Consider the following 13052-nt stretch of genomic DNA (forward strand, 5'->3'; position numbering starts at 1 on the left):
CTGGCGACTCGTTCACGGATGATCGCGACCTCGGCCGGCGAGCACGTGCCGCGGCCGCTGCACCTGCCGCATCAGCTCGTGCGTCACCCGCACTGCTCAGAAGGGCGGGGTGTCGGGCCAGATGGGCTCGCGGGGCGGCCGACGATGACTCGCCGGGGCCTCGGGCAGGGTGGTGCGCCGAGTGGGGTGGTGGACCTCGACGCGGCAGCGGGTGCGGGGTTGGGGTGGGCCCACGGCGTGTTCGAGGGTGAACTCGAGGCTGGAGTGGGGTCCGTCGGGCAGGACGAGGCTCGGGTTGGACGGGGGTGGCGGGTCGGGTTCGCCGGTGGTCCATGAAAGTGGGGTGGGGCGCTGGTCGGGTGGGTCGGTGGTGCGGGTTCGTCCGGTGGGGTCGGTGACCCAGTAGGTGCCGTCGGAGTCGAGGTGGGTGCTCCAGCCGGGGCGTTGCTTGACCCGGTGGTGGCGGCGGCAGAGGCAGACCAGGTTGGCGGCGCTCGTGGGACCGGCCTGCCAGGCGATCACGTGGTCGAGGTCGCAGTACCGGGCGTAGACGGTGCAGCCGGGGAAGCGGCAGTGCACGTCGCGGGCGCGCACGAAAGCGGCGAGTCTTGCGTTCGGCCGGTACGCGGTGGTGGCGAGCTGGTCGTCGGGGTCCACGAACGCGCCGGTGACGGGGTGCGCGTGGTGTTCGACGACGGTGGTGGTGACGGTGGCCTGGCCGGTGACGAGGTCGGTCAGGGCCTTGGCGCGGGCCCGGTCGATGGTCGCGCACGTGCCGCCGGCTATGTACTGCTGGGCGAGGGCGTCGATCGCGGCCCACGCGGCACGGGCGTCCTCGGAGGGGAAGGTGCCCAGCCAGGTGTCGACCCCGGGTTCATCCACCCACCGCCGCAGCCCGGACTCGGACCGGGCCCGCTCGGCCCGCTTCCGGAGCAGGTCGGGGGAGACCTTCGCGAGCAGCCGGCGGGCGCGGCGTCGCAGCCTCGTGGCGTCCTCGGTGTCGAACCACGGGTCGAGGGCGGTGATGACGGTGGCGGTGACCTCGGCCGGGCACTCCTCGAGCTCGCCGGCGACGACCTGCGCCCGGTACCCGTCCAGCCGGCCCGTGCGCATCGCCTCGTGCAGGCCGGCCAACCCGGTGGACAGCGCGTCCCCGTCAGCGACTCGGCGGACCGCGTCGCGCACCCGCCGCTCGGCGGCGACCGCCGACAGGCACAGCACCCCGGACACGACCGCCGGGGCATCGAGTGCGACGTGACCCGCAGCCCGGCGCAGCTCGACGATGGTGCCGTCCTCGCACCACTCCGGCTCGACCGCCGCCAGCGCGACGATCGCCGAGTCCTGCACCGCCGTGGCCTCGTTCACCAGCCCCTGCAGCGCCCCGACCACCTCGGCCCACTCCTCGCGCGACCCGCGAGCAGCACCGGACGAGGCCACCGAGGAGAGGGCCTCGCGCGCCACGCGCACGGCATCGAGCACGTCCTGCGGTGTGGCTGTGGTGGTCATCGGCTCCCCCTCCCCTCGTACCCCCATCCTACCCGCCGCCACCGACAGGCCACCGTCGTCCACAGGACCTATTCGTCTGTGGCGCAGTCGACTCCATCGCGCTGAGGGTCGCGAGGGCGGCGCAGGACCTACGGTCGCGGGACGGCGTGGTGGCACCGAGCGATGACTTCCGGACCTTCCACCGGTCAGACTGCCCGAGACCACCGACCCAATGACAGGAGCGCCCGATGTCCTTCCAGGCCTACCTCGACACCATCGAGAAGAAGACCGGCAAGATCCCCAGGAGCTCGTCGACGAGGCGCGCGCCCGCGGCTACGACGCCGACACCAAGGCCGGCGAGATCGTCGCCTGGCTCGCCGACGAGTACGGCCTCGGCCGCGGGCACGCGATGGCCCTCGTCCACGTCGTGAAGAACGGACCCGGCATCAGCGACAAGCACGTCGGGACCACCGGCACGCACCGCGACGACTCCGACACCCTGCGCCTCGACGGCCTCGCCAACCGCTGAGGCAGCCTCAGCACCCGATCAGGCGCCGGGGTCGGCCAGCTCGTCACGCCACGAGTGCTGCGGCTCGTAGCCGAGCAGCCGCCGCGCCTTGTCGATGCAGAAGAACGTCTCGTGCTCGCCCATCTCGCGGCGCACCGGAACGCCCTCGTAGAACTCCGCGACCAGCTCCGCGGTGCTCGCCCGCACCGAGTGGTCGGCGTTGGCGATGTTGAACACCTCGTACCCCAACCCGTCGGTGCGCAGGCAGCGCTCGATGGCCAGGGCCAGGTCGCGGACGTCGATGTAGGCGAAGATGTTGCGCCGCCGCTGGGCCGGGTCGTCGACGAACCCGGGGAACTTCTCGGCGTACTCGTGCGGCTCGATGACGTTGTTGATCCGCAGGCCGTAGACGTCGGCCCCGGTGCGCCGCTGCACGGACCGGGCCGTCACCTCGTTGACCACCTTGGACGTCGCGTAGGCGTCCTCGGGCACCGTCGGGTGCTCCTCGTCGACCGGCAGGTACTCCGGGCGCCGTACGCCGCGCGCGAAGCAGATGCCGTACGTCGTCTCCGAGGAGGCGAACACGACCTTCCGGATCCCCAGCACGGCTGCGGCCTCGAGGACGTTCCACGTCGAGAGGACGTTGTTCGCGTACGTCGCGTTGTCGGCCCGCAGGAGGATCGCCGGCACGGCCGCGAGGTGCACGATCGCGTCGTACGCCGGCTCCTCGGTCAGGTCGAGCTCGTCGAACGAGGCCGGCATTCGCAGGGCGGAGAGCACCTGTCCGAGGTCGGTGAGGTCGACGTCGAGGTCGGTGACCCCGTCGAGGCCGAGCGGAACCCGGTCGACGTTGGTGACCGTGTGGCCCTGCTCGAGGAGGTACGGGACGACGTGTCGGCCGGCCTTGCCACTGCCGCCGGTGAGGAGGATGCGCATCCCGCCATCCTCACACCGCGACCGGCCCCCGGAGGACGGGGGCGTCGCTCAGAACGAGAACGTGACCCCGGTGAGCTCCTCGGACCGCTGCCAGAGCAGCCCCGCGAGCGTCGCGTCCTGCGCCCACTGCGAGCGTCGTGCCTCGCCGACCGGCCCGCGGGTCTCGCCGATGCCCGTCGGCCCGGAGTAGGTCCCCGGTGCGGCCACGGTCGCCGCGTACAGCGGCCCCTCGGCACCCTTCTCGGGGCCGGGGAAGAGGACCTTGACGCCCAGCTGGGCGATGGTGCCGACGACCGGGATGGCGCCCATCCCGTCCTTGCTCGCGACGAGGTTGGTCGCCGAGACGCCCGGGTGCGCGGCCGTCGACATGAGGGCGGAGCCGGCGGCGGAGGCCCGGCGCTGCAGCTCGTCCGCGAAGAGCAGGTTGGCCAGCTTGGCCTGCCCGTAGGTCTTCTGTGAGTCGTAGCCCTCGCGCGGGTTAGCCTCCAGCACACCGCCGTCGCCGCGGTGGTGGGCGATGGACGACACCGTGGTGACACGCGGCGCGGAGGCCTCCAGCAGGTGCGGCAGCAGCCGACCGGTGAGCGCGAAGTGCCCGAGGTGGTTGGTGCCGAACTGCAGCTCGAAGCCGTCCGCGGTCTCGCGGAAGCGCGGCGGGGTCATCACGCCGGCGTTGTTGAGGAGCAGGTCGAGCGGACCCTCGAACCGGTCGGCGAAGGCACGCACCGACTCCTGCGAGGCCAGGTCGAGCGCCTCGACCGTCACCGCGCCACGGGCCCCCGTGCGGCGGATGCGCTGCGCCGCCTCCTCGCCGGCCGTCGTGTTGCGCACGGCGAGCACGACGTCGGCACCGTGCCGCGCCAGCTCACGCGCCTCGATGAGCCCGATGCCCGAGTTGGCCCCGGTGACCACGGCCCGCCTCCCGGTGAGGTCGGGGATCTCGTCGAACGTCCAGCGGCTCATGCGGGGCCTCTCGTGGCGGTGTCGGGTCGTGGTGCTGCGGTCGGGTGGGGCGTCAGCGACGGGTGAGGGCGACCACGGGGATGACGCGGGTCGTCTTCTGCTCGTACGAGCGGAAGCCTTCGGACATCGCCGTGAACCGGGCCCAGGCCGCGTCGCGCTCCTCGCCCTCCAGGACGCTCGCGTAGACCTCGACGGTGCCGTCGTCCGGGGTCTCGATGGAGACGTCGGGGTGGGCGCGCAGGTTGTGGAACCAGTCGGGGTTGTCCGGGGCGCCGGCCTTGGAGGCCGCGATGAGCCAGGTGTCGTCGCCGTCGCGGATGGCCGCGACCGGGCTGACCCGCTCGGTGCCGGTGCGGGCGCCGGTGTGGTGCAGGAGGACCAGGCCGCGGCCGAAGCCCATGGTCTGCACGGTCCCGCCGTTCGCGCGGAACTCCTCGATGACGTTCTTGTTCCAGTCGCTCACGGGTGTGGCCTCTCTGTCGGGTCGTCGGTGCAACTCCCGGCGGCCCGTGACTGTTCCGGCCGCCTCGCTCAGACGGCGGGCTGCGGCACCCCGCGCCCGTGCTCGTCGGCGTTGCGCAGGATGCAGAACTCGTTGCCCTCGGGGTCGAGGAGGGTGACCCAGCCGGTGCCCGGGCCGTACTGGCCGCGGTGGTCCTCGAACTCGACCGCGCCGTGCGCGAGCAGCCGGGCCAGCTCGTCGTCGCGCGTCCCCTCGACCGGCTCGATGTCGAGGTGGATGCGGTTCTTGCCGACCTTGGTCTCGGGCACCTCGATGAAGAGCAGGCGGTGTGAGCCGTCGCGGCTGAGGATCATGCACTCCTCGTGCCCCCGCTCGTTCGGGTCGCCGGCGACGTCGACGTAGTCGAGGACGCCCTTCCACCACTCGGAGAGCTCGTAGGCGTTGCGGCAGTCGATGGTCGTGTGCGAGACGCGTGCGGTCATCCGGCCACCCTGTCAGCCACCCCCGGGTGCCGCCAGTGCTTTGGCGCTCAGGCGTGGATGGTCGCCGGGATGCCGTCGGAGAAGACCTCAGGAGGGTCGGGCAGCCGACGCGAGAGGCCGGCCGTGCGCCGGGCGGCGGTCCACGCGACGGCGCACGCGTCGAGGACGTCGTCCGCGGCGTACCCGCGTCCCTCGAGGACCGAGGGTCGGGGGACACCGGCGGCGGCGAGGGCCTCGAGCCGGGCGGCCCGTCCGTCCGGGGTCTTCTTGCCGGGCCGCAGGGGTGCGCCGGCCATCGTCGCGAAGGAGACCTCGGGATGGACCTCGAGCACCTCGACGGTCGGGCGCGAGCGGACCCATGCGTCGACCTCGAGGATCTTGTCGCGCAGGGCGAAGGCCTGGGCGCCGACGCCCTGGCCGCTGAGCGAGCGGTTGACGGCGTCGGCCGCGGCGCGGTCCTCGGCCCCGTAGGCCGCCCGGGTCAGGGTCGTGAACACCGACGACGCCTTGCCGGGCAGCGCCTGCCGGGCGAGGGCATCGGCCTGGCGGGTCGTGCTGTCCGGCAACCCGATCGGGATGTCGATGCCGACGACCCGGACGTCGGTCGACTCGCGCACGGCCTCGACGAGCTCGACGATCGTCGGTGCGACGACGACCCGCGGCCGCGGCGCACCGGGCTCGAGGAGCGCCCCGACCCACCCCGCCCGGCAGCCGTCGACGCCGAGCACGGGGACGGTGACCTCGATGGGGGGCGGTGGACCGGGAGGGCTGCCCGCCGCGGACGCAGCCGGCTCGTCGACGAGGCCCGCGACGGCGTCGAGCACGAGGTCGAGGGTGACCTCGAACTCGGCGCCGAACGACCAGCCGGGGCGCAGCGCGTGCTCGCGGGCGAACTCGGTGAAGTGCGGGAAGGCCGCGGCGGTCGCCTCGTCGACGATCTCGGACTCGATGACCGCCAGCTCGGCCTGGTCGTCGAACGGCAGCGCCAGCTCCTGGAGCATGAAGCCGTAGAGGTGGGCGTCGACCAGGGCGAACGCGTGACCCGTCGCCGCGAGGGAGAAGCCCGCGGTGCGCAGGCAGCCGAGCACCGCGTCGTGGTGCGCGACGGCCTCCGGCCCCGGGGAGCGGCTGGAGTCCATGAGGCCGACGGCCCACCGGTGGCGCAGGAGGGTCTCGCGACCGACGACCGAGCGACGCCGCAGCTCCTCGCGCCAGGAACGTCCGGGGACCGGGGTGTGGAACTCGGCGAACACCGCGTCGACCATCGCGTCGAGCACCGCGTCCTTGTGCGGGACGTGGTGGTAGAGCGACATCGCCTCGACCCCGAGCCGGCCGGCCAGGGCACGCATCGACAGCGCTGCCACCCCGGACCCGTCGGCGAGCGCGACGGCCTCGCTGACGATGCGCTCCCGCGTCAGTGCGGGACGGTCCGGGCGGGGGGTGCGGGCGGGCACGGGGCTCCTCGGGTCGACGGGTCCGGCGGTCGGGCTTGCGTCATCTTACGTCGTAAGGCTACGGTGACCGCCATCCAGTGGTTCTTACGGTGTAAGGGAGAATGTCGTGCGAGCGATCGTGCAGGACGAGTACGGCGGCGTCGACCGGCTGCGGGTGGCCGAGCTGCCCGACCCGGTGCCGCAGGCGGGCGAGGTGCTCGTGCGCGTCGGGGCCGCCGGCATCGACCGCGGGACGGTCCACGTGATGACCGGGACCCCGCGCGCCGCCCGGTTGGCCCTCGGCCCGCGCCGTCCCGGGCCGCGGTACCGGACGCCCGGCCGCGACGTCGCCGGCACGGTCGTCGCGCTCGGGCCCGGTGTCACCGGCTGGGCCGTCGGCGACCGGGTGCACGGCACGGCCGACGGGTCCTGTGCCGAGCTCGCCGTCGTCCCCCTCACGCGCCTGTCCCGGCGCCCGGAGCGGCTCACCGTCGAGGAGGCGGCCGCCGTCCCGGTCTCGGGGCTCACGGCGCACCAGGCCGTGCGGGACAGCGGGGTCGGCCCGGGGCAGCGGGTCCTCGTCGTCGGTGCCTCGGGAGGCGTCGGCTCGTTCGCCGTCCAGCTGGCCGTGGCCACCGGGGCGACGGTCACCGGGGTCTGCAGCGCCGCCAAGGCCGACCTCGTCCGCGACCTCGGAGCCGCGCACGTCATCGAGCACGACCACGCCGACATCGACGCGGAGGGCGTCCCGTACGACGTCGTGGTCGACATCGGCGGTCACCGCCCGGTCCGCACCCTCCGGCGCGTCCTCACCCCGCGCGGCACGCTCGTCGTCGTCGGCAGCGAGACGAGCGGGCCGTGGCTCGGCGGGCTCCAGCGGTCGATGGGCGCCGCCCTGCTGTCGCCGTTCGTGCGCCAGCGGCTCGTCATGCACGTCGCGAAGGAGCGGGCCGCCGACCTCGCGGACCTGACTCCGCTGCTCGAGTCGGGGGCGGTGCGTCCGCACGTCGAGCGCACCTGGCCGCTCGAGGAGACGGCCCGGGCGGTCGAGCACGTCGCCACCGGACGGGCCCGCGGCAAGGTCGTCGTGGTCGTCGACCCGACGGCCTGACGGTGCCCGCCTAGAGCGAGGCGCCCGCGGCCGGCAGACCCTCCGCGAGGTAGGCCAGCGCCTGGGCGGCCGTCCAGCCACCGGGGTGGCGACGCAGCAGCTCGCGGGCGCCGACGAGGTCCTCGCCGAGGGTGACGAGGGGCGGCTCGGTGTAGCCGTCGCGGCGCTGCTGGCCGAGCCCGACCGTCGCGGTCAGCCCGTTGCACAGGCAGCGGCGGCCCTCGGTGTCCTCGACGGCGCCGCCCTTGCGCACGTACATGGCCACGGGCTCCGCGCCGCACCGGTAGCCGACCGAGCCGTCCGCCCGCTCGAACGGCTGGCGCAGGTAGGACAGGTCGCAGAGGCGCTCGCGCTCGGTGGCGACGGCGGGGTCGCTCGCCGTCCCCGGGAGGTCGACGACCTTGAACGGGAAGCCGGTGGGGCTGGCGCGCGGGTCGTTGCGGACCGAGAGCGTGCCGGCGGCCAGCCGCGCGAGCAGCTCGCGGCGCACGCCGTCGGTCAGCCCGGACTCCTCGCAGAGCGCGAAGACCGTGCCGACCTGCACCCCGACCGCCCCGCCGGCCACCGCCCCCGCGACCCCCTCCGGCGTGCCCGTCGCACCGGCCACCCAGAAGGGCAGGCCGAGGGCGGCGACCTTCGCGAGGTCGGCCTCGTCGCGGGGGCCGTAGACCGGGGCGCCCCGCTCGTCGAGCTGCAGCCGGCCGCGCGGCGGGGCGGAGTGCCCACCGGCGGGCGGGCGCTCGACGACGAACCCGTCCGGGCGGATGGACTCGTCGCGGTGCAGGTAGGAGGCGAGCTGGTCGAGCGAGACGATCGCGAGGAACGAGGGCCGGGTCAGGGCGGGCAGGTGCTCGCCGAGCAGGGCCACGGGGTCGACCTCGACGTGGTGCTGGAGGGTGCCACCCGCGACGTCGACGGGGATGCGCCCGACCTCGCCGGCCGCCAGGGCGCGCAGCAGCTGCGGGATCTCGCGGGGGATGCCGGCGCCCATGAGGACGTGGTCGACACCCGCGAGCATCGCCCCGAGAACGGCTGCCGGAGTGGCGAGCTGGATCTTCTCGAGGCAGTTGATGCCCACGACGCCGTCGTGCCCCTCGCGAGCCAGCCAGACCTCGGCGAAGGTGCCGGCGACGGCGAGCTCCTGACCGGCGCGGCCCTGGTGGAGCGTGAGCTTCGGGACCGGGCGGTACGGCGTGCCGGGCGCACGGCCGCCGTCGAGGAAGTAGGTCGCCAGCACGCGTTCGGCGACGGCCGGCTCCGGGAAGTGGGCGAGCGCGCGACGGTAGTGGCCGCCCGGGTCGCCGTCCTGGAGGGTGCGGGCCAGCACGGCGTCCATCGCCGTTCCGGAGACGACGCCGAGGTGCCCGGCGGCGGACACCGCGCGGGCCAGCCGCCAGCCGGAGACCGCCACGCCCATCCCGCCCTGCACGATCGCGGGACGGGCGCGGCGGGTGTCCGACGGGCGCGCGCCCCGGGTGGTCGGGGCGGGGGTCAGCACTGCGGCCATGGCGTTCTCGCTGTCGTCGGGCCGCTACCTACGGGAGCGTAGGTTTCGCAACCGTAACCTACGGTAGCGTAGGTTGCGGTCGGCCGGCAGGCGGCGGCTGACAGCGCTCTCAGGAACGGCTCGCCCGCCCCACGGCTCCGGTCACCGGGCGGGCGACCCCCTCCGTGGACGTCGTCCGCCCGGTGACCGGGCCGGGTTCCTTCAGCGGCCTGAGGTCGCCAGCTCCTCGCCCGCCGTGGGCGGCGCCTCGGCGGGTTCGTCGTCGATCATCCTCGCCTCGTCGAACGGGCGCCTCCCGGCGAGGACCTCGTCCAGCTGCTCGCGGTCGACCGCACCGACCCAGGTGCCGATGATGACGGTGGCGATCGAGTTGCCCGCGAAGTTGGTCAGCGCCCGCGCCTCGCTCATCAGCCGGTCGATGCCGACGATGAAGCCGACGCCGTCGACGAGGTCGGGGCGGTGGCTCTGGAGGCCGCCGGCCAGGGTGGCCAGGCCGGCGCCGGTGACACCCGCGGCACCCTTGCTCGCGATGATCATGAAGACGAGCAGGCCGATCTGCTGGCCGATGCTGAACGGCTTGTCGAGCGCCTCGGCGATGAACAGCGAGGCCATCGTCAGGTAGATCGCCGTGCCGTCGAGGTTGAACGAGTAGCCGGTCGGCACGGTGATGCCGACGACCGGGCGGGAGACCCCGAGGTGCTCCATCTTCGCGATGAGCCGCGGCAGTGCCGACTCCGAGGACGACGTCGAGAGGATGAGGAGGAACTCGCGGGCGAGGTACTTCAGCAGCAGCCAGACGTTGACGCCGGCGACCATCCGCAGGATCGACCCGAGGACGACGAAGACGAAGATCAGGCAGGTGGCGTAGAAGGCGACCATGATCAGCCCGAGGCTCTTGAGCGCGTCCAGCCCGGTGGCGCCGACGACCGCGGCCATGGCGCCGAAGGCCCCGACCGGCGCGACCCACATGATCATCGCCATGAGCCGGAAGACGAGCTTCTCGAGGTGCTTGATGCCGCGCAGGACGGGCTCACCGGCGGTCCCCATCTTCTGGAGGGCGAAGCCGACGAGGACGGCGACGAGCAGGGTCTGGAGCACCGACCCGGACGTCAGCGACGAGACGAGGGTGTCCGGCACGAGCCCGAGGAGGAACTCGGTCGTCGACTCGGCCTCGGCCGAGACCTGCGACTGGCCGCTCTTGGCGAGCTCGTCGGTGAGGTTGAGCCCGGCACCCGGCTGGACGATGTTGCCGACGACCAGCCCGATCGCCAGCGCGACCGTCGACATCGCGAGGAAGTAGCCGAGGGCCAGGCCGCCGACCTTGCCGACCTGCGCCGCCTTCCGCACCGAGCCGATGCCGAGCACGATCGTCACGAAGATGACCGGGCTGATCATCATCTTGATGAGGTTGACGAAGAAGGTGCCGAGCGGCTTGAGCTCCTTGCCGAACTCGGGGAAGAGGAAGCCCACGGCGATGCCGAGGAGCATCGCGACGATGACCGCGATGTAGAGGAAGTGCGTGCGGTCACGGCGGGGGGCGCTCTCGCTCCCACCCTCCCGGGGCTCGCTGGGCGCGGCTGCGGTCATGGGCGACTCCTTCGTCGGGGACGCAGGGGCGGTCGCGTCCACCGGACAGGCTGGCCGCCCGCGCGGTTATCGTCACCGTTGTGTACGCAGTGTTCACGCGCGACGACGCGCTCGGGCGGGGCCGCAGCGTCGCTGCGCAGACCGCCGCCCTCGTCGTCGCGCTCGTGTTCGGCGTCATCGCCGCCGGCCTCGCCGCCGCGTACGTCCAGGCCCGGCGGGCGGTCACCGACGAGTCCACCGCGCGCGTGCTGGCGGTCGCCCAGTCCGTCGCCGCCGAGCCCGACGTCGTCGCGGCGGTGGCGGACGGCGACACCGGGGGTGTGCTGCAGCCGCTCGCCGAGGGAGTGCGTGCCAACACCCGCACCGACTTCGTCGTCGTCATGAGCCGCGACGGCATCCGCTACAGCCACCCGAACCCCGACCAGGTCGGCCGGCGGTTCGTCGGACACATCGAGGCCGCGCAGGCCGGTGGGACGGTCGTCGAGGACTACACCGGGACGCTCGGGGAGAGCCGGCGCGCGGTCGTGCCCGTGCTCGACGGCGGACGGGTCGTCGGGCTCGTCGCGGTCGGCATCGGCAAGGAGGCGGTCAACGCCCGGCTCGCCGACGAGCTCCCGCCCCTGCTCGTGGCCGGCGCGGTCGCCGGGCTGCTGGCGGCGGTCGGGACCTCCCTCATCGCCCGACGGGTGCGCCGCCAGACCCGCGGGCTGCGGGCCGCCGAGCTCCAGGCGATGCACGACCACCACGACGCGGTGCTGCACTCGGTGACCGAGGGGCTCGTCCTCGTCGACCCCGAGGGGCGGGTCCGGCTGGCCAACGACGAGGCCCGACGGCTGCTCGGCCTCGGCGCGGACCCCACGGGCCGCGACGTCGCCGACCTCGGTCTGGCCGCCCCGCTCGTCGCCGCGATGACCGACCCCGACGTCCGCGAGGACGACCTGCACGTCACCGGAAGCCGCGTGCTCGTGCTCAACAAGGCCCGGGCGCAGCGCGACGGCGAGGACCTCGGCGCCGTCGTCACCGTCCGCGACCGCACCGACCTCGAGGAGCTGACCGGCGAGCTGGGCGCCGCGCGCGGGCTGGCCGAGGCGCTGCGCTCGCAGGCCCACGAGTCCGGCAACCGGCTGCACACGATGGTCTCGCTCATCGAGCTCGGGCACCCTGAGCGGGCCGTCGAGTTCGCCACCGAGGAGCTGTCGCGCGCCCAGCACCTCACCGACGTCGTCGTCACCGGGGTCGAGGACCCGACCGTCGCGGCGCTGCTGCTCGGCAAGGCCGCCGAGGCGCACGAGCGCGGCGTCGAGCTGGTCATCGACCCCGACCTGCGCTGGCCGGCCGACGTCGGCACCGCGCGCGACGTCGTCACGGTCGTCGGCAACCTCGTCGACAACGCGGTCGATGCGGTGACGGGAGTCGAGGGGGAGCGACGCGTCGAGCTGACCTCGCGCGACCTCGGCGACCGGGTCGAGCTGGTCGTCGCCGACACCGGCCCGGGCATCCCGCCGGAGCTGCGGACCCGGGTGCTCGAGCGCGGCTTCTCCACGAAGTCCGGTGGAGGGCAGGCGGGCCGGGGAATCGGGCTCGCCCTCGTGCACCACACCGTCGAGCGGCTCGGCGGCAGCCTGGCCATCGACGACCCACCGGGAGCGACCGTCACCGTGACCTTGCCGCTCGGGGGCCGGTCGTGAGCGCGTCGGGCGCCGACGGGGGACCGGACATCCGGGTGCTCGTCGTCGAGGACGAGCCGGTGGCGGCCGAGGCCCACGCCACGTACGTCGGCCGGGTGGAGGGCTTCCGCGTGTCCGGGGTCGTGCACACCGCGCGCGACGCGCTGCAGCATCTCGGGTCCGAGCGGGTCGACCTCGTGCTGCTCGACATGGGGCTTCCGGACGTGCCGGGGCTCGACGTCGTCCGGGCGATGCGCGCCGGCGGTCACCGGGCCGACGTCGTGGCCGTGACGTCGGTGCGCGACCTCGAGATGGTGCGCGCGGCGGTGTCGCTGGGAGTCGTGCAGTACGTCCTCAAGCCGTTCGTGTTCGGCACGCTGCGCGACCGGCTGCTCGCCTACCGCGAGTACCGCGCGCAGGTCGGTGGTGGGGAGGTGGACACCCAGGCGCAGGTCGACACCGTCTTCTCGCGGCTGCGCCCGCCCAATGTGTCGACGGTCCCCAAGGGGATGACCGAGGAGCTGCTGGCGCGGGTCTCGGAGACGGTGCGGGAGGCGGCCGACCCGGTGTCGGCCGCGGAGGTGGGGGCGGTGCTCGGGGTCAGCCGGGTCACGGCGCGCCGCTACGCCGAGCACCTCGTCGAGGCCGGTCGGGCGGCGCGCGGCAACCGCTACTCGGGGGCGGGCGGCCGGAGGTCACCTACGCGTGGGTCGCCGGCTGAGGGGTGTCGGGCGCGGGCCTGGTGAGGTCGGAACGGGGGACGGGCGGGGTTCTGGGGGGTGCGTGTCGTGTCCTCCTCAGTGCTGACGTGGCCCGCAGCACTGCGGTTTGCCGGGCAGTGCTGAGGTGGGGCGCAGCAGTGCGGGTCGCTGGGCAGTGCTGAGGTGGGGCGCAGCACTGAGGAGGAAGC

11 protein-coding genes and 1 pseudogene are annotated in these 13052 nt (G+C 73.9%); 4 read left to right on the forward strand and 8 right to left on the reverse strand.

The features are described from left to right. Nucleotides 1-96: 96 nt before the first annotated feature. Nucleotides 97-1506 (reverse strand): HNH endonuclease signature motif containing protein, encoded by a 1410-nt coding sequence (locus tag G7075_RS17425; protein WP_166123718.1) that lies wholly within the window; start codon nucleotides 1504-1506, stop codon nucleotides 97-99. A 227-nt stretch (nucleotides 1507-1733) separates the two neighbouring features. On the opposite strand from G7075_RS17425, the pseudogene G7075_RS17430 reads away from it, so the two are divergent. Then, a pseudogene (locus G7075_RS17430) lies at nucleotides 1734-2014 on the forward strand (DUF4287 domain-containing protein). Nucleotides 2015-2032: 18 nt separating this feature from the next. Here the strand turns inward: G7075_RS17430 and G7075_RS17435 are convergent. From G7075_RS17435 to G7075_RS17455, 5 genes are all read right to left on the reverse strand, one after another. Beyond that, a complete protein-coding gene (locus G7075_RS17435) occupies nucleotides 2033-2929 on the reverse strand; it encodes an NAD(P)-dependent oxidoreductase (protein WP_166123720.1) in 897 nt (298 codons plus the stop codon). 48 nt (nucleotides 2930-2977) lie between these two features. Next, a complete protein-coding gene (locus tag G7075_RS17440; protein WP_166123722.1) occupies nucleotides 2978-3892 on the reverse strand; it encodes an oxidoreductase in 915 nt (304 codons plus the stop codon). Between the two features lie 52 nt (nucleotides 3893-3944). Next, nucleotides 3945-4355: a nitroreductase/quinone reductase family protein gene (locus tag G7075_RS17445; RefSeq protein ID WP_166123724.1), complete on the reverse strand. Its 411-nt coding sequence runs from the start codon at nucleotides 4353-4355 to the stop codon at nucleotides 3945-3947. A gap of 68 nt (nucleotides 4356-4423) precedes the next feature. Further along, nucleotides 4424-4837, reverse strand: a complete 414-nt coding sequence (locus G7075_RS17450; protein WP_166123726.1) for a VOC family protein — start codon at nucleotides 4835-4837, stop codon at nucleotides 4424-4426. A gap of 47 nt (nucleotides 4838-4884) precedes the next feature. Continuing rightward, nucleotides 4885-6291 carry a DUF429 domain-containing protein gene (locus G7075_RS17455; protein WP_166123728.1) on the reverse strand — a complete coding sequence of 469 codons (1407 nt, stop codon included), beginning with the start codon at nucleotides 6289-6291 and terminating at the stop codon, nucleotides 4885-4887. Nucleotides 6292-6397: 106 nt separating this feature from the next. Here G7075_RS17455 and G7075_RS17460 point away from each other — a divergent pair, with 106 nt between their 5' ends. Then, entirely contained in the window at nucleotides 6398-7381 is a 984-nt protein-coding gene (locus G7075_RS17460) for an NAD(P)-dependent alcohol dehydrogenase (RefSeq protein WP_166123730.1), read from the forward strand. A 10-nt stretch (nucleotides 7382-7391) separates the two neighbouring features. On the opposite strand, the gene G7075_RS17465 is transcribed toward G7075_RS17460, so the two are convergent. Both G7075_RS17465 and G7075_RS17470 read right to left on the reverse strand, forming a co-directional pair. Next, a complete protein-coding gene (locus G7075_RS17465) occupies nucleotides 7392-8888 on the reverse strand; it encodes a nitronate monooxygenase (RefSeq protein WP_240917724.1) in 1497 nt (498 codons plus the stop codon). Between the two features lie 201 nt (nucleotides 8889-9089). Then, the gene (locus tag G7075_RS17470; protein WP_166123732.1) at nucleotides 9090-10475 is read right to left on the reverse strand and encodes a cation:dicarboxylate symporter family transporter; all 1386 of its coding nucleotides are present in this window, start codon (nucleotides 10473-10475) and stop codon (nucleotides 9090-9092) included. A gap of 80 nt (nucleotides 10476-10555) precedes the next feature. Between G7075_RS17470 and G7075_RS17475 the strand changes: the two genes are divergently transcribed. Both G7075_RS17475 and G7075_RS17480 read left to right on the forward strand, forming a co-directional pair. After that, a complete protein-coding gene (locus tag G7075_RS17475; RefSeq protein WP_166123734.1) occupies nucleotides 10556-12163 on the forward strand; it encodes a sensor histidine kinase in 1608 nt (535 codons plus the stop codon). Further along, nucleotides 12160-12888, forward strand: a complete 729-nt coding sequence (locus tag G7075_RS17480) for a response regulator (protein WP_240917725.1) — start codon at nucleotides 12160-12162, stop codon at nucleotides 12886-12888. Before G7075_RS17475 ends, G7075_RS17480 begins: the two co-directional genes overlap by 4 nt. The last annotated feature ends 164 nt before the right edge of the window (nucleotides 12889-13052 follow it).

The organism is Phycicoccus sp. HDW14 (assembly GCF_011383005.1).
Taxonomy (GTDB): domain Bacteria; phylum Actinomycetota; class Actinomycetes; order Actinomycetales; family Dermatophilaceae; genus Phycicoccus.